Here is a 17,518-nt window from a genome sequence, read left to right on the forward strand (position 1 = left end):
CACAAAATGACCCGACCTGGCACCGGGCCCGCTCAATATTTGCTGGAGGTTGTATGGCCGAGCTGCGTATCGAAAAACCCACCGTCATGACTCAACTGGAGGGAACCGTCTTCGTCATTCATGACGATGGCACCGTAGTGCGCGCCAGGGCCGGCGTCTTGTTGCAACCGGGCGACCGGATCCTGAGTGGCGAGGGGGGCGGCTACCAGCTGGCCGACACCGTCGAGCTCGCTCATCAGGAGGAGGCTGCGGTCGAGGTGGCGTCGTCCATCGCGCAGCCAGCCGAGCCGACAAGCGGTGGCGACAGCGAGCTGGCCGCCCTGCAGGCAGCGATCCGCGCAGGCACCGATCCCACCGCCCAGTTCGAGGCGAGCGCCGCCGGCAACCCGGCGGCAGGCGGCACGATCGGCGGCGTTGCCGGTTCCAGCTCGGGGGGCTTCGTGGTGGTCGATCGCACCAATGACGCCACCCTGGCCGAGGCTGGCTTCGACACGGATCACGCCGACATGCCCAGGGGCGACGAGCCGCTGCTGGAAGGCGAGCGGGATCTGTTTGCCGCCATCACCATCACCGAGCCGCAGACCAGCGACAACATCATCAACGCCGACGAGGCGACCGGCGTCATCATCCGCGGCACCGTGGAGGATGTGGAAGTCGGCCAGCCGGTGACTGTCACCCTGCTGGATCAGGATGGCAACCGGCTCACCGTCACTACTGTGGTGCTGCCCGGCCTGATCTGGGAGGCCAACTTTGGCGACCTCACCGGCAAGCTGGTGGACGGTCCCCTCATCATTCAGGCCGATACCCAGGATGCCGCCGGCAACCGGGCCAGCGATCTGGGTCAGACCCTGCTCGATACCATCACCACCATCACCCTCGATCTGGCCGATGAGAGCGACACCGGTGCCAGCCAGAGCGATGATCTGACCCGCGACAATACCCCGCTGCTGCAGGGCAAGGGGGAGCCCGGCGCCACCGTTACCCTGTCCCTTGGCGGCAGCGTGCTCGCCACTCTCACCGTCGATGGCAACGGCAACTGGCAATATCAGCTGCCCGATACGCTGGCAGACGGGGCCCATGATTTTCGGGTCGATTCGGTGGATATCGCCGGCAACCGGGCCAGCGACATCCTCACCATTGAGGTCGATACCCAGGCCGCCATCGACATCGATGATCTCGACGCGGCAGCTCTTTTTGGCAACGGCAATGCCACCCTGAGCGGCACCACCGCCAATGTGGAAGCGGGTCAGAGCGTGACCATCACCCTGGTTGGCAGCAACGGGCAGGCGCTGCTCACTACCTCCGCCCTGGTGGGGGCCGATGGCCGCTGGCAGGTATCAGGTCTTGATCTCTCTGGCATCACGCAATCTTTTGAGGTGCGCGCCAGCGTCACCGATCTGGCGGGTAACTCGGCCTTGGACGGGGCGCCGCTGATCGGCCAGAGCGAGACGCTCACGCTGTCCGAAGCCGGGCTGGCCGATGGCCCGGTCACGGCGACCGGCAGCCTCAATACCGGTGCCGGCATCGATGGCAATCTGCAGGTCACCTTCGCCGCTGACCAGAGTGCATTGGCAGGGCTGGGGCTTGCCAGCCAGGGCGCGCCGCTTGGCTACTCCATGAATGGCCAGACCCTGACCGCCACTGCCGGTGGGGCGACTGTCTTCTCCCTGACCCTTGGCAATGACGGCAGCTATCGCATCGTCTGGAGTCAGAGCCTGGATCACGGCCAGGATACCCTGCGTCTGCCGTTCAACCTCGAATACCGCGACAGCGACGGTGATCTGGTGACAGCGCCGCTGGTGATCAATCTGGTGGACAGCAATCCGCCGAGCTTCGAGATCCCGGCCATTACCCTCATCGAGGATGCCTTTACCAACGGCGCCGCCGTGGTAGGGGAGAGCCGCTTCGTGGTTGGCCACACCGCCGATCCCTTGCTGGCCGATTCGCTGGTGTTCAGCAATCAGAGCGACACCCTGGCGATCCTCAATGGCTTGGGCCTGGCCAGCGATGGTCATTCGCTTGTCTTCGAATTTGCCGATGATCGCACCCTGCTGGGCTACTACTTCGACAACAATGGTCAGCGGGTTGAGGTGTTGCGCGCCCAGCTGCTGGCCGAACAGCAGGGCAGCGATGTGGGCGGCCGGGTGGTGGTCACCCTCACCGGCCCGCTCGATCATCAGAGTAGCGACAGCCTCTCGCTGGGGTTGCAGGTGAGCGCCAACGAGATTGATGGCGACACCACCAGTGCCAACCTGACTCTGACCATCGACGACGGCAGGGATCCTTCGCTCGGTCTGGACAAGGGGGTCTCGCTGCAAGAGGGGGGCAACCAGAGCATCGATGGTCAGCTGCCGGTCACGGTGGGCAGCGATCGACTGGTCTCTCTCACCTTTGAGGCAAGCCAGCCGGCGCTGGCAGGGCTCACCAGCGGCGGCAAGCCGACCAGCTATCAGGTGAACGGCAATCTCCTCACCCTGCTGGACGCAGAGGGCAAGGGCATCCTGACCGTCACCCTGGATCTCGATGGCAAGTACCATCTTGAGCTCAACGGCGTGCTGGATCAGCCGGTGGCCACCGACAGCATCAAGCTGGGCCTGCAGGTGGTGGGCCGCGATTTTGACGGGGACCAGAGCAACCTCGGTACCCTCAACATCACCATCACCGACGGTGCCTTGCCGCAGGTTGACCCTGTCTCCCTGACCCTCACCGAAGACAGCGACTGGCAGCTGGGCCAGACCCTTGGCGGCGAGCTCGCCATCACCGCGGGCAGCGACCCGCTGGTGAGCATCGCGTTTGACGCCAGCCAGCCGGGCCTGCAGGGGCTCAGCTCGGGCCAGCAGAGCGTGACGGTCACGGTGGCCGATCACCTCATCGAGGGGCGTACCCCCGATGGCAAGCTGGTGTTTGAGCTGACCCTCGGCAACGATGGCAAGTACGGCTTTACCCTCCATCAACCGCTGGATCAGGGCAGTGCGGATGCGCTGCTGACGGCGGGGCTGACCCTGACCGACAGCGATGGCGACAAGGTCTCCTCCACCATTACCGTGGCGGTGGGGGATGGCGCCAACCCGACCATCTCCGCCGTGACCGGCACCGCCATCACCGAGATGGCGCAAGGGGAGGCGGCAGCGGTCAGCACCATGAGCTTCGTGGTGACCCACGGCAGCGATGCCCTCGACCCAGCCTCCCTCGGTTTTGACATCGCCACCATCCAGAGCACCCTGACCGGACTCACCAGTCACGGCAGCCTGATCAGCTTCTCCCTCGATGGCAACGGCCAGCTGGTTGGGACCACGGCAGATGGCCGCGAGATCCTGCACGCCGAGCTGAGCCTGATCGAGCAAAGCGGCAACTGGAGCGTGACCGCCAAGGTCACGCTTATGGGCGAGCTGGATCATCAAGGAAGCGAATCCCTCAACCTGCCGCTGGCGGTCACTCTGGCCGACATGGATGGCGATCGCATCGCTACCACGATGCCGCTCACCATCGCGGATGGCAAGGCGCCGAGCTTTATTCCGGGCACCGGTGTGACCCTCGATGAAGGGGGGCTCACCGGCAACAACAGCCTGAGCCAAACCGGTCACTTTGACGTGCAAGCCGGGTCGGATCGGGTGGTCGAGGTGGCCTTTGCGGATGCTAACGAACAACCTGCGCTGACCGCATTGGGTAAACCGGTGCAATACAAGCTGGTTGATGGCAACAGCGCCATTCCCGGCAGCCAGCTGCTCAAGGGCTTTGTGATGGTGGATGGCCAGCGGGTCGAGGTGTTTGAGGTACGGCTGGTCGGCACGCTGGATCAGGCGGGCAAGAACGGTTTTGACTATCAGGTGACCCTCTATCAGGGGATCCATCAGGGCGCCAACGCCGTGACCGAGCTGCCCATCAAGGTGAACGTCAACGACTACGACAAGGCGGGCGGCAACAACGACAGCACCAGCGGCACCCTCGCTATCCAGATTGGTGAAGGAGAGAAACCGACGCTGACGCTGACCGGCGTGACCCTCGGCGAAGGGCGCTTCGATGGCGTCAACGGCAGTGGCGATGACCAGCATGCCACCGGCACGATCATCATCACCGCCGATTCCGACCCCGTGGTCGATGTGCGTCTGGCCTTTGCGGGCCAGGTAGTGGATGCCAACGGCAACCCCATCACCCACAATGGCGAGGCCTTGACCTGGCAGGCGGTGGGCAGCGATGGCCACAGTTTCCAGGCGGTCACGGCCGGCGGCCTGGTGGTGATGACGGTGACTCTGGGGCTGGTGCCGGCGACCATAGGCGCTCATGCCAGCGCGACCATCGACTATCAGGTGACGGTGCATACCAACCTGGATCACGGCGCCGATGACCAGCTTGAGCTGACACTGCCGGTGCAGGTCACCGACAGCGACGGCAGCCAGAGCCAGGGCGCCACCACCATCAGGGTGACGGATGGCGTGGATCCCGTCATCTCGGCCATCGACGCGGTTGCAGTGAAAGAGTCTGCCCTCGATGGCGCTGCCGACCAGCATCCGGGCACCATGCCCTCCGATCGGGGTGAAACCGCCAGCGGCAAGGTGACCATCAGCGCCGGTTCGGATCGGGTTGCCTCCCTTGAGCTCGACGTGGCCGCCTTCAATCAGGCCAATCAGCTGACTTCCAACGGTCAGGCAGTGACGCTGGCCGCCCACAGCCCGGACTGGTATCTGGCCACGGCAGAGGGTGGCAAGGCAGTGTTCTGGATCCACCTCGACGTCAGCGGCAACTACAGCGTCTATCTGGTGGGGCAGCTCGATCACGGCGCGCAGGGTAGAGATGATCTTGCCATCGAGGTGCCGCTCTTTGTCACCGATCACGATGGCGATCGCAGCCCCAATGTCAGCGTGACCGTGACGGTGCAAGATGACATGCCCATTGGCACCGTGCTGGCGCATACCCTGAACGAGGGGAGTGCCACCGTCAGCGGCGATCTGCTGCCAGCCGCCAACGAAGGGGCTGATGGCGCCCGGGTCGAGTCGATCACCATCAATGGCCAGACCTATGCCGTCAATGGCTCCCTCACCCAGGACGTGATGAGCCCGGATGGCAAGCAGGTAATGGGCTCTCTCACCATCTCGGCCGATGGCAGCTACCGTTTCACGCCGGCACCCGGCTTTGATCACGACAATGCCGAGCTGAGTCAGGTCATCACCGCCCATCTGGTGGATGGCGACGGTGATCGCGCCGACAGCACGCTGACCCTTCATCTGCGGGACGAGCCGGTGAGCTTCACCGTCACTGCGGCAACCGGCAACGAAGATCAGGGGGCGCAGGATCCGGCCGCCGGCATCCCCATCAACATGCAGCTCGATATCGGCGATTTCGACCGGGGCGAGCATGTGGAGCAGCTCCTTGTCCAGGCGCCGGCCAATGCCCATGGCACCTTCTATTACAACGGGGTTGCCCTTGCCACCACCGCGGATGGCAAGTGGTTTATCGTCCCGCCAGCGGCCATGGTGACCAGCGATAACGTGCACTACAGCGCCCAGGGGGTGACCTTTGTGCCGGATGCCAACTGGTCTATCTGGAGCAACCAGGGCCAGCCGCTGCACTTCCAGGTGCAGTTGCAGGTGGGGGTGACCGAGGGGGATGCCCCGGCGGCGGTTATCGGCGATCTTGCCATCACGGTACGCGGTGTGGCCGACAAGCCGGTGTGGGACGCAGGTCACACCAGCAAGCACTACGACACCAGCGAAGACAGCAGTGGCATCAAGCTCAATGTGAAGGCGGGCCTCACCGATACGGATGGCTCCGAGACCCTGACCTACCAGATCAAGTGGGAGGCGGGCAAGGGTACGCTCATGCTCAACGGGGCTGAGCTCAAGCCAAACGGCAGCGGGCTCTACAGCGTCTCGGCCGCCAACATCAACAAGGTGAGCGTGGTCCCGGCCAAGGATTTCAGCGGTGACATCAAGCTGTCGGTGACCCCGATGAGCACGGAGAAGACCCCGGTAGCACCGGGGCAGGGAACGGCGCAGGGAGAGAAGATTGAGCTGGTGATCAACGTCAATCCGCAGGCGGATGACGCCAAACTCACCGTGCGCGACATTCAGGGCAAAGAGGATACCTTGCTGGATCTGGGCAGCAAGATTGGCCTGGCCCACCTGGGTGACACCAGCGATGGCTCCGAGCAGCTCTTTGTGCGCATCAGCGGCCTGCCCGCCGGGGCGACGCTGCTGCTGGGAGGCGTTGCGGTCAGCCAGCATGCTGCCGGCTATTACGAGGTGCCTTTTGAGCGCATCAACGAACTCAAGCTGCAGCCGCCCAAAAACAGCAACGTCGATTTCGATCTGACCATCAAGGGAGTGGTCAAGGACAGCGCCACCCTGACCGATGCCAATGGCCAGACCCACATCGTGGTGAACGAGAAGGAGACCGGCTCCCAGACCATTCATGTGGATCTGGTGGGGGTGGTGGACGAGCCCCATTTCGACCTCAATACCTCCGGCTGGACCGCCGATGGCAATGGCTACACCACCACGGTTCAGGAGGATGGCCGGGCCCCGCTGGACTTCAAGCTGACTTCCGGGGAGTGGACCGACACCCCGCTGGATCATTCGGAAACCTTGAACCTGGTGCTGGAAGGGCTGCCGGAAGGGGCCCTGGTATTTGATGGCAGCGGCAAGGCGTTGACTCTCACGTTTGCCGGGCTCGACGGCAAGGGCAACCCCCTCTATCAGGTGGATGTGTCCAACCTTGGCAACCTGCAGATCCAGCCGCCGGTCAACAGTACCGCCGATATTCACCTCATCGGCCACGTGGTGGTGACCGAAAACGACGGCGACAGCAAGCGCTTCGACGTGCCGCTCACCATCAAGGTGGAGCCGGCCATCGATGCCACCGACTACGCCAAGACCAGCCAGGGTCTGGAAGATGAGTTTACCGTGCTGGACTGGCAGCCGACCCTCACCGATGGCGCCGAAAAGGTCACGGCGCTGAGTCTCTCCGGGGTGGAGGATGGCTACCAGATCTGGCTGCGTGCCGGCGGCGTGGAGAGCCAGCTGAGCGTGCTGGATGGCAAGCTCACTCTGACCGCCGCCCAGCTCGACAGCCTGCTCAACGGGGGTCAATTGCTGGTGAAGGCGCCGGAGGACAGTGACCGGGATACCACTATCCAGAGCCACGTCACCGTGACCCAGCATGATGTGGATTCGGGCGCGGTGGCCGAGAAGGTGATCGACGGCAATCTGCACGTCGATATTCAGGCGGTGGTGGAGCCCGATGGCGTGCTGACCCAGACCGGCGGCGAACTCGTGGGGTTGGGGGGGGCCGATATCGATCTGGCAGGGCGTTTCCTCTTTACCGATCTCGACCCCTCCAGCGTGGAGGAGATCGACTATCTGGTGATCAACCTGCCGGTGTTGAACGGCGGCGCAGGGGATCAATTCGTGGTGATCGGCGGCATCAACAACGGTGATGGCAGCTGGATCGTACCGGCCGGCAATCTCGGCAGCTTCCAGCTGCATGCGCCGGACGGGTTTGTCGGCAAGGTCGAACCGATCCGCATCGATGCCATGGTGATCGACCGGGGCGACGATGGCGATGCCAGTGCCCATGTCAAGGTGAGCCTCACCACGGAGGCGACCTTCGAGGCGACGCCGACGACCAACAAGGAGCCGGCGGCGACCGTCGATATCGACGATCACGCCGTGCTGGTGGGCAGGGAGGATATCCGGGTCGATTTCGGCACCCAGCTCAAGGGGGTGATCCACATAGGCGCCGCCGATCAGGCCAGCGACGAGGTGACCATCGTCCTCAAGGGGTTGCCGGCGGGCGTCACCATCAGCGGCGCCGAGTACAACATCTCGACCGGTGAGTACGTCATCAAGGTGCCGCCGTCACTGGCGGGCCTGGAGGGGCTGACCCTCGGTTTGCCGCAGGACTTTGCCGGCTCGCTCGATATCGAGGTGAAGGTGGTCAACACGGATACCGCCAGTGGCGACATCAAGGTCGACAGCAGCACGGTACGGGTCGATGTGGCCCCCGTGGTCGATGTGAATGGCGGCGCTGACGGCCACCCGGAGCTGACGCTGACCGTGCTGGATACCAACCATGACGGGCAACCGGACAATCTGGAAGACAGCGAGATCCGCCTCGATCTCTCGGTGAAACTGGCCGATATCAGCCCCTCCATCGCGGGTGGCGGCCTCGAAACCGTGGAGCGGGTCACCATCACGGTGGATGCAAAATATGGCTACTTCCTCGATGGCAGCGGCCAGCCGGTCAACACCCTGATCGTGAACGACATGGCGGCCCTCAAAGATCTGGTGTTTGTGCCCAAGGCGCACTTCAGCGGTCAGGTGCCGCTCGGTATCCAGGTCGATGTCGTCGATACCGCGCTGGTCGGCGGTCAGCTGGTGACCGACAGCGGCAGCTGGAGCGGGCAGGTCGGCTTTGAGGTGAGACCGGTCAACGACCCGGCTGTGCTCACGCTGCACGATGTATCGGGCAACGAGGATGGCGCCATCAGCCTGGCTGGCTTTGGTGCCGCCCTCATCGACAACGATGGCTCTGAGCAGATAGTGGCGCTGCAGATCAAGGGGGTACCGGATGGTTTCACCCTCTCGGCCCCGGCGGTCAACAATGGCGGCGGTGTCTGGCAGGTCCCCGTGGGCACCGATTTTGCCAAGCTGACCCTGATCCCGCCGGCTGATTTCAGCGGCAGCCTGGATCTCACCTTGAGCGCCTTTACCCTCGACCAGGGGCTGGTGCTGCCGCTTGAAACCAGCGGCAGCTTCACCGTGACCGTCAATCCAGTGGGGGATGCGCTCATCAGCGATCTGCTGCCCACCGCCAGCGGGGTGGAGGGCGACAGGATCCCGCTCAATCTGGGGCTGGAGACCCGCGATACCCACGCCACCGGCGGGAACGCGAGCAATGTGCATGAAAATGGCGCCGAGCAGGTGCGGGTGACCATCCGCAACGTGCCGGAAGAGGCCTCCATCGCCCTGCCTGACGGGGTGGCCGGTGAGGCCATCAGACTGCCGAACGGCGACTGGCAGGTGACCACGGTGGGTGGCAACCTGGCAAATCTGGTGCTGGTGACCAACGACGTCAATGGCACCCTCACACTCGAGGTGATCGCCCAGAGTCTGGACAACGGCGCGCTGGGGCCACAGGTGAAGGGCAGCATCGATGTCACCATAGCGGCGGTCAACGACGCGCCCGAGAACATTCTGCCCACGGCGCCGCTGGTGGCCGAAGAGGATGTGCCTTACCGCATTGATGGTCTGCAGGTCAAGGATGTGGATGCGGGCAACAGCACCATCAAGGTGCGCCTCTCGGTCGCGCACGGCACCCTCACTCTGGCGGATGGCAGCGGTGTGGCCCTGACCGGCAACGGTACGGGCTCGCTGGTGCTGAGCGGCTCGCTCGATGCCATCAATGCATTGCTGGCGGGCGGCGTGACCTATCTGGGTGAGCAGGACTTCAACGGCCAGGATCAGCTCACCATGGTGACCAATGATCGCGGCAACACCGGCAGCGGCGGCCCCTTGAGCGACACCGACGTGGTGCCCATCGAGGTGCTGCCGGTCAACGATGCGCCGGTCAATCAGCTGCCGGGCAGCATGACGGTGAAAGAGGATGGCTCTCTATCGCTATCCGGCATCAGCGTGAAGGATGTGGATGCCGGCAGTGCGCCCATGGCCATGGTGCTGCGGGTCGAGCACGGGGTGCTGACCCTGCTGGGGGCTGCGGGCGCGGTCTCGGTACAGGGGGCGGGCAGCAACGAGATGACCCTGGTGGGATCGCTGGCCGATCTCAACCAGCTGCTGGCCGGCAACCTGCACTATGAACCGGCCAGGGATTTCTGGGGCGAGGACAACCTTACCATCACCACCTCGGATCAGGGCAACAGCGGCGTAGGCGGGCCCTTGAGCGACACCGACCAGGTGACCATCACGGTGACGGCCGAACCGGATCTGCCGAGCCTGACGGTGGGGATACACGAGATCCATGCCCTGCAGGGTGCCATGGTGCCCCTCAATCTGACCGCCAGCGTGGTGAACCCGGCACCGGGCGAGCTGTCGCTGCGCATCAGCGGCCTGGCGGGGGCCCAGGTGCTGGATGAGCAGGGGCTGCCGGTCGGCCATGCCGACGGCAACGGTGACTGGCTCATTCCAGGTGGCCACTCGCTGCCGCTCTACCTGGACGGTCTGACGGCGGGAGACCATGTGCTGGGGCTGAGTGCCGAGTCGAGCGCAGGGGGGCCACCATCAGCTCCCCCCTCGATACCGTGACCATCCATACCCAGGCCGGTCATACCCTGCTGGGTTCGGATCAGGGGGATTGGCTGTTTGGCAGCGCGGGCGATGATCGCCTGCTGGGTGGCAAGGGTGACGACATCCTCACCGGCGGCGCCGGCAGCGATCTCTTCGTCTGGCAGCAGGGGGATGCGGGGAACGCGGGCCAGCCCGCCATCGACACCATCACCGACTTCCATCCGGAAGAGGGGGACAGGATCGATCTGGCGGACCTGCTCAAGGGGGTGACCGACAGCAGCGTGGATGGTTTGCTGGGCCACTTGCAGGCGTCGGTGACCAGCGTGAGCAACGGCCTGAGCGATGTGAACCTCTCGGTGTCGCCGGCAGGGGATGGCCAGGTGACCCAGCAGATCACCCTGAAAGGGGTGGACTTGAGCAGCTGGCAGCTTGGCGGCACCTCCTCCCACGACATCCTGCAGAGCATGCTGGATCAGCACAGCCTGATCATCCAGCACCCCTGATGGGAGAGGATCTGAATAAAAAGAGCCGGCAATTGCCGGCTCTTTTTCTATCTGGTATTTGCCGAGCGGGCCCTCAGGTGGATGGGGGGCTCGCAAGCGGATACGGAGGTGCTCATCTCACGCCAAGGCTTTGGCCAGCAGGTGGATGGGGTGTTCACAAGGGAAGGGTGTGCTCATCTCGATCTGCCATTTGCAGGTTTCGCAGTCGGTGATGACCAGATCGGGTTTGAGCCGGTTTATCTGATCAAACAGCCCTTCGCCGATGGCCTGGCTGGTCTGGTAGTTCTCCGACTTGAAGCCGTAGGTGCCGGCGATACCGCAGCATTGGGAGTCCAGCACCGTCACCTTGACGCCCGGGATGGCGCGCAGCAGCTCGAGGGTATAGATGACGCCGCCCATCTTCTCCATGTGGCAGGGGGTGTGGTAGGCGATGTGCAGATTGAGCGGCTTCATCGCCGGCTTGTTGCCCTTGTAGAACTCGTTCCACAGGAAGCGGGTCACCAGCGAGATGCGATCGCGCACCTTGTGGTTGTCCTGCTCCAGCAGGTGGGGATATTCGTCGCGCAGGGTGAAGCCGCAGGTGGAGGAGGTGGCCAGCAGCGGCATCTCGTTGCCGAGCAGGGTGTTCTCCAGCTGCTTGATGTTGAAGGCTGCCTGCTGCTTGGCCTTGTCCATGAAGCCGTTGGCAATCAGCGGCACGCCGCAGCACTTCTCCCGCTCCAGCAACTGGACGCCGATGTTCATGGCGTTGAGCACCTGCATCAGCTCCTTGCCAAGCTGCGGGTGGTTGTAGTTGACGTAGCAGCCGTGGAAGTAGGCGATCTGGCGCTCGAAGCGCGCCTGACTCGCTTTCTGCTTCTTGTACCAGCCGCGGAAGGTACCCTGGGAGTATTTGGGCAGATCGCGGTGGGAGGAGACCCCCAGCGCCTTGTCCAGCACCAGCTTCATCGGCTTGAGGCCGGTGGTGAAGTTGACCACCGGGGCCATCAGGGTGGACATGCTGCCCATCAGATCGGTGTGGGAGAGCACGAACTCGCGGATCCCCGGCTTGAAGCCGCTGTACTGGTGCTTGGCCTTGGCGATGATGTCGCCGATGCGCACCCCGCTCGGGCAGGCCACTTCGCAGCGCTTGCAGTTGGTGCAGTACTTGAGGGCGCTGTCAAAGAGCTCGGGGCTCTTGATGCGCAGCCGCTCCCCATCCGGGCCTGCCTGCTTGGGGCCGGGGTAGGCCGGGTTGGCCTTGGCCACCGGGCAGTAGGCGGTACAGACGGTGCATTTGATGCACTGATCGAAAGTTTGGTTGGCATGATCCAGTAGCATGTCAGTTCTCCTCCCGTTGGGTATGAAGGCACGGGATGTGGGACAAAATCATCATTGGGCTGAACTCAAAATGTGACCGGCAGCCTGCCAGCCGGTGGCAACGGCCACGCCGGAGCCGGAACCTTCTTTGATGGGATCGTAGTGCGCCAGCACGCTGCCGGCGCCGTAGAGGTTGGTGAGTGGCTTGCCGCCACGCAGTACCCTGAGCTTGTCGTCGGTCTTGACCCCGAAGCCCATGAAGGGGTGGTGGTCGAACAGGCGGCGGCCAGCCCAGGCGTCGCGCTCGGGCAGGCTCAGCACATCGGCGTTGAAGATGGGCTCGCGAATGCCGCGTAGACGCGACTCCAGCCCGCGGCTGAAGAAGCTGCCGGAGGCGAGCACAAAGTGGTCCGCCTCGAACAGCTGATCGTCGCCATTCTGGCTGTGCACGCCAATCACCCGGTCACCGTCATAGCGGGCGCCCAGCACCCGCTCGCTGGTGAGGAAGGTGCCGCCAAGGGCCATGAAGCGGCGCTTGAGCGCCTCCTGCATCCGCATGCCGATCAGTGACGGCGGCATGGTGGCCACCTCTTTGATGATGCAGCCGGTGCGCTGCTCCAGCTCCGCCAGGCGCGGGCCGACCAGCCCCAGTGACAGGCAGGCGGGCAGCACCAGGTGATGGCAGCGCGGCTCACCACTCTCCTGTACCAGGCGGCTGATCTCGCGGGCCAGATCCGTCAGCAGGTCACGCTGGCCATTGCCCTGCTTGTCGAACAGGCGGGCGATGTCGGCGGAGCGAAACTCGTGGGGATTACGGCTGAACTCGGCCAGCTGGGGCAGGCGGAGCTCCCCGGTCAGGATGCGGCAGTGGGCGAAGCGCGTGTGGGTCGCCAGGTTGGCCGCCGCGAGCTCGGGGTGAAAGTCGCGAAATCCCTCCAAGGTCGCCAGCAGGATGGCGTCGGGAGCCGGCGCATCGGTCACGCAGGCGCAGGTATCGGGAGAGAGCCAGGTGGCTTTGAGGGTGCCGATGGGGGTCAGCCGCTGGTGGTTACGCTCTTGGCGAAACAGCGGTAATCCCTGCGCGGCGCAGTGGCGCTGCAGATCATCGAGGCTCGCCGCGATATGGGTCAGCCCCACCTTGTTGTAGGGATGCTCGGGGTTGGCGGCCATGAAGGCGGGCAGGGCGGCGCGGGGATCCCCTTCGCTCTCCAGCAGATCGACCGAGCCGGAGGAGAAGTGCAGGGCGCTCTGGCCGGAGGCCATCAGCAGGGTCTTCTGGCCGGCCTCGGCCAGGCGCAGGGCCGCCGAGAGGCCCGCCATGCCGCCGCCGATAACGATGCTGTCAAATTTCATGGCTGCGCTCCTTGGTGGGATTTGCGGTGCTGGCATCGAGCGGGAAGGGCGGCTCGGCCACCAGATGGGGGGCCGTCCACTCGCCAAGGCCGAACAGCCCCTCGTAGATCCAGTAGGTAAATTCGGCTTCGCGCAGGGCATCGCCCCATAGCACCGGCCGGGTGCCCTTGTAGCGCTCTTCCAGGAACTGGCGCAGCATGACGCACGCCTGACGGCCGTCGGCCTTGCCGTACTCCTGCATCAGGCCGGCGGCGCGATAGGCGCACAGCTCCCCCTGACAGGGGCCCATGCCCAGACGGGTGCGGCGGCGCAGATCCACCAGGTTGTCCACATCCAGCTCGCGCAGGGCATATTCGATTTCACCTGCAGTGACCATCTCGCACTCGCAGATAAGGGCGTTGGCCTTGGGATTGTCGCGGAAAAAGGCGATGACCCGCTCGCCGTGGCGGTACTGGGCCGAGCCTTCGGCTGGCACCGAGAGGCCGGGGGCGGAGACCTTCTCCGGATCCCGCGAGCCGGGCAGGCTCAGTTCGGCGGTGCGGCAGGGCTTGCTGTTGCCCAGCTTCTTGGCCAGCAGATCGGTGGCCCATTCGGCCATCAGCCGGTAGGTCATCAGCTTGCCGCCGGTGATGGTGTTGAACCCCTTGAGGCCGTCACGTTCGGCGTGATCCAGCAGCACTATGCCACGGCTGATGTTGCGGCCCGACTCGTCGCCATCCACCGCCACCAGCGGGCGAACGCCAGCGTAGGCGCGCAGCAGACGGGTGCGAGCCATGATGGGGGCGAGCTTGATCCCCTCGCGCAGCAGCACCTCCACCTCCTCGGGCTCGACGGTGAGCTGGTCAATCTTGTGGTAATCGATGCGACTCGACGTGGTGCCGATGAGGGAGATGGTATCGCCCGGCACCAGGATGTCCGCGTCCGCCGGTTTGCGGGCGCGGTTGAGCACCAGCTGGTTGATGCGGTAATCCATGATGAGCAGGGAGCCCTTGGCCGGGAACATGCGGATGCCGAGATCGGCGTATTCGCAGATCTGCTGGCCCCAGATGCCGGCGGCGTTGATCACCTCCTGGCACTCCACCTCGAACGCTTCACCAGTGCGGGTGTTGATCGCCTTGACCCCGTGCACCCGATCCTGGGTGCGCAAAAGCCCCAGCACCTTGCTGTGGGTGAAGATGCGGGCGCCGTGCTCCTTGGCATCCAGTACGTTGGCGGCGGCCAGGCGGAACGGATCGACCGTGCCGTCCGGCACCTGGATGGCACCGATCAGCGCCGGGTTGACGTTGGGTTCGAGGCGCAGCGCATCGGCGGGATCCAGCTGGCGGGCGTCGATGCCCGCCAGGGCGCAGGCGTCCATGAAGGTAGTTTGAAAATTGATGTCATCTTCCGGCAGGGTGATGAAGAGGCCGCCGGTGTCCTCGACGCAGTGGCTGGCGATCCGCTTGAGGATGCGGTTCTCCTGAATGCACTCGCGGGCGGACTCCTGATCCGTCACCGCGTAGCGGGCGCCGGAGTGGAGCAGGCCGTGGTTGCGGCCCGTGGTGCCGGCGGCGATGTCGTCCCGCTCAAGCAGGATGCAGTCGATGCCGCGCAATGCGCAATCGCGCATGATGCCGGCTCCGGTGGCGCCACCCCCTATGATGACGACTTGTGTGGTTATTCTTTTCATTCTTGCCCGTCTCATCTCTTCCAGATGGTGCCAGTGTGGCCTGTCTCTGGGCGAAAATGTTTGATATGGGCCAAGTTAATGTTCGCAAACGCTCAAGCTAAGGGGTGTTAATGAGCAAATCGTGATTGTTGTCACACTCCAGCAACAGCAGAGGGGGCCGCTGGGCCCCCTCTGTCGACACGAGTCGCGGCGCTCAGCCGCAGCACTTCTTGAACTTCTTGCCGCTGCCGCAGGGGCAGGGGTCGTTGCGCCCCACCCGCAGCGGCGCCGGATCCTGCTCACCGTCGGTGTAGACCCAGCGCCCCAGATGGCGCACGAAGCGGGAGCGCTCATGCAGGCAGTGGCGTTCTTCACCTTCCATGAACCAGGCCTTGAACTCCACCATGCCGAGGGTGTCATCAGGGCCGCCCTGGCTGGCGATGATCTCGAGCCCATCCCATTGGGTGTCGGTCTGGGAGAGCTGCTCCGCAGTCAGATCCCCCAGATAGTCAGGGTGCCAGCTGTGCACTAGGTACTCCCCCAATCCCAGCACGAAGGCGCTGTAGCGTGAGCGCATCAGCTGCTCCGGGGTCTGGGCAGCGGCGCCCCGATGCAGTGATCCACAGCACAATTCGAGAGAAAGAGTTGAACCGCAAGGACATTTGTTCATGTGTCTGGCCATCAGAGTCGATAGATATAGAGGGCGGGGATTGTAGCGAAAGCGGGTCCCCGTCGACCAGCATCCTATACTGGTCTGGTAGGAACGGAACGCCCATAAAAATAGCTGCAAGGATGTGAAAGATGACGCTAAAGCAGAAAATTCTGTTGTTGGGAGCCGTCCCCGTGCTCCTGATGGCCCTGGTGGTCAATCTCAGCAACTACATGATTTCAAAGAGTGACCTGGAAGCCGATCTGGTGGTGGCGCGAGAAAATGCCATCAAGGATCGCAAGGCGTTGCTCAGCAGCTACCTGATGCTGGCCAAGACCGCCATCGATGCCGTCTACAACCAGCCAGACAGCCCGGCGGTGCGCAAGCAGGTGACCGAGCTGCTGCGGCCGCTGCGCTACAGCAGTGACGGCTACTTCTTTGTCTACGACTTTCAGGGCAACACCATACTGCTGCCCACCCGCCCCGAGATGGAAGGCAAGAACCGCTGGCAGGACAAGGATGCCAAGGGCAAGCTGCTGATCCAGGAGATCGTCAAGGCGGCGCGCCAGGGGGACGGCTTCTCCGAATACTGGACCGCCAAGCCCTCCATCGGCCGGGATGCGCCCAAGCTCTCCTTCAACCTGGTGCTCGACAAGTACCAGTGGGTCATCGGCACCGGCTTTTATATCGATGACATCGACAACGAGCTGGCGGTGCTGCGCACCGAGCGCGAGAGCAACATGCGCGACTCGCTGCAGAGCAGCGTGCTGCTGATCCTGGTGATCCTGGGGGTGACCCTGGCCGCCACCGTGGTGATCGGCAACCGGGTCACCCGGCCACTGGCGGATGCGGTCTCGGCCCTCAACGACATTGCCGACGGGGAGGGGGATCTGACCCAGCGCCTCAAGGTGCAGAGTCATGACGAGATTGGTCAGCTGGCCACCGCCTTCAACCGCTTCGTGACGCGGATCCAGTCGGTGGTAAGCCAGGTGGGGGAGACCAGCAATCATCTGTTCAGCGCGGTGGAGAAACTGCACCACCTGAGCGAGCACTATGACCATCAGATGCACGGCCACAGCCGGGAGACCGATCAGGTGGTCACCGCGGTGACCGAGATGAGCTCCACCGCCCAGGAAGTGGCGGCCAGCGCCTCCAACGCGGCGACCGCCACCAGCGATGCGGCGCGCGAGTCCGATGCCGCTCGCGGCGTGGTGGGCACCGCCATCAACAGCATCAACCGGCTGGTGGGCGAGGTGCACACCGCCTCCGGCGTCATCGAGCAGCTGGCGCAGGAGACCGCCAAGATAGGATCCGTGGTGGAGGTCATTCGCGGCATTGCCGAGCAGACCAACCTGCTGGCGCTCAACGCCGCCATCGAGGCTGCCCGGGCCGGCGAGCAGGGGCGCGGCTTTGCGGTGGTGGCGGACGAAGTCCGCTCGCTCGCCGGTCGCACCCAGCAGAGCACCAAGGAGATCAACGAGATGCTGCAGCGCCTGCAGGGCGGGGTGAAGCAGGCGGTGGACGTGATGCAGGCGAGCGAGGAGCGCAGCCAGGAGACGGTGCAGGAGGCGAGCCACATCGCCACCTCCCTCGACAGCATGGTGATGGCGGTCAGCACCATCAACGACATGAACATCCAGATAGCCACCGCCGCCGAGGAGCAGCACGCGGTCTCCGAGGAGATCAACAAGAACCTGGTGGCCATTCAGCAGATCGTCAGCGAGCTGACCGATGCGGCGGTCGAGTCCAACAGCACCACCCGTGATCTCGCCAGCACCGGCGACAAACTGCGCAAGCTGGTCTCCCAGTTCCGCTACTGATGGGGTGA

5 protein-coding genes and 1 pseudogene are annotated in these 17,518 nt (G+C 64.2%); 2 read left to right on the forward strand and 4 right to left on the reverse strand.

Going from position 1 to position 17,518, the window contains the following annotated elements; translation table 11 throughout:
• Positions 1 to 53 precede the first annotated feature (53 nt).
• Positions 54 to 10,741, forward strand: a pseudogene (locus E5E97_RS14965) (retention module-containing protein).
• 117 nt (positions 10,742 to 10,858) lie between these two features.
• On the opposite strand, the gene glpC reads toward E5E97_RS14965, so the two are convergent.
• From glpC to E5E97_RS14985, 4 genes are all read right to left on the reverse strand, one after another.
• The gene (gene glpC, locus E5E97_RS14970; protein ID WP_171280495.1) at positions 10,859 to 12,061 is read right to left on the reverse strand and encodes an anaerobic glycerol-3-phosphate dehydrogenase subunit GlpC; all 1,203 of its coding nucleotides are present in this window, start codon (positions 12,059 to 12,061) and stop codon (positions 10,859 to 10,861) included.
• A 51-nt stretch (positions 12,062 to 12,112) separates the two neighbouring features.
• Complete coding sequence (glpB, locus tag E5E97_RS14975) at positions 12,113 to 13,393, reverse strand: glycerol-3-phosphate dehydrogenase subunit GlpB (protein WP_016350550.1); 1,281 nt, start codon at positions 13,391 to 13,393, stop codon at positions 12,113 to 12,115.
• Positions 13,383 to 15,062 carry an anaerobic glycerol-3-phosphate dehydrogenase subunit A gene (glpA, locus tag E5E97_RS14980; RefSeq protein WP_139389436.1) on the reverse strand — a complete coding sequence of 560 codons (1,680 nt, stop codon included), beginning with the start codon at positions 15,060 to 15,062 and terminating at the stop codon, positions 13,383 to 13,385. Before glpA ends, glpB begins: the two co-directional genes overlap by 11 nt.
• Before the next feature lie 193 nt (positions 15,063 to 15,255).
• Positions 15,256 to 15,723, reverse strand: coding sequence for a YchJ family protein (locus E5E97_RS14985; protein WP_339354937.1), 468 nt, complete (start codon positions 15,721 to 15,723; stop codon positions 15,256 to 15,258).
• A gap of 119 nt (positions 15,724 to 15,842) precedes the next feature.
• On the opposite strand from E5E97_RS14985, the gene E5E97_RS14990 reads away from it, so the two are divergent.
• On the forward strand, positions 15,843 to 17,510 hold the full coding sequence (locus tag E5E97_RS14990) for a methyl-accepting chemotaxis protein (RefSeq protein ID WP_011706289.1): 1,668 nt from the start codon (positions 15,843 to 15,845) through the stop codon (positions 17,508 to 17,510).
• The last annotated feature ends 8 nt before the right edge of the window (positions 17,511 to 17,518 follow it).

This window comes from Aeromonas sp. 2692-1, assembly GCF_013085505.1.
Lineage (GTDB): Bacteria > Pseudomonadota > Gammaproteobacteria > Enterobacterales > Aeromonadaceae > Aeromonas > Aeromonas hydrophila.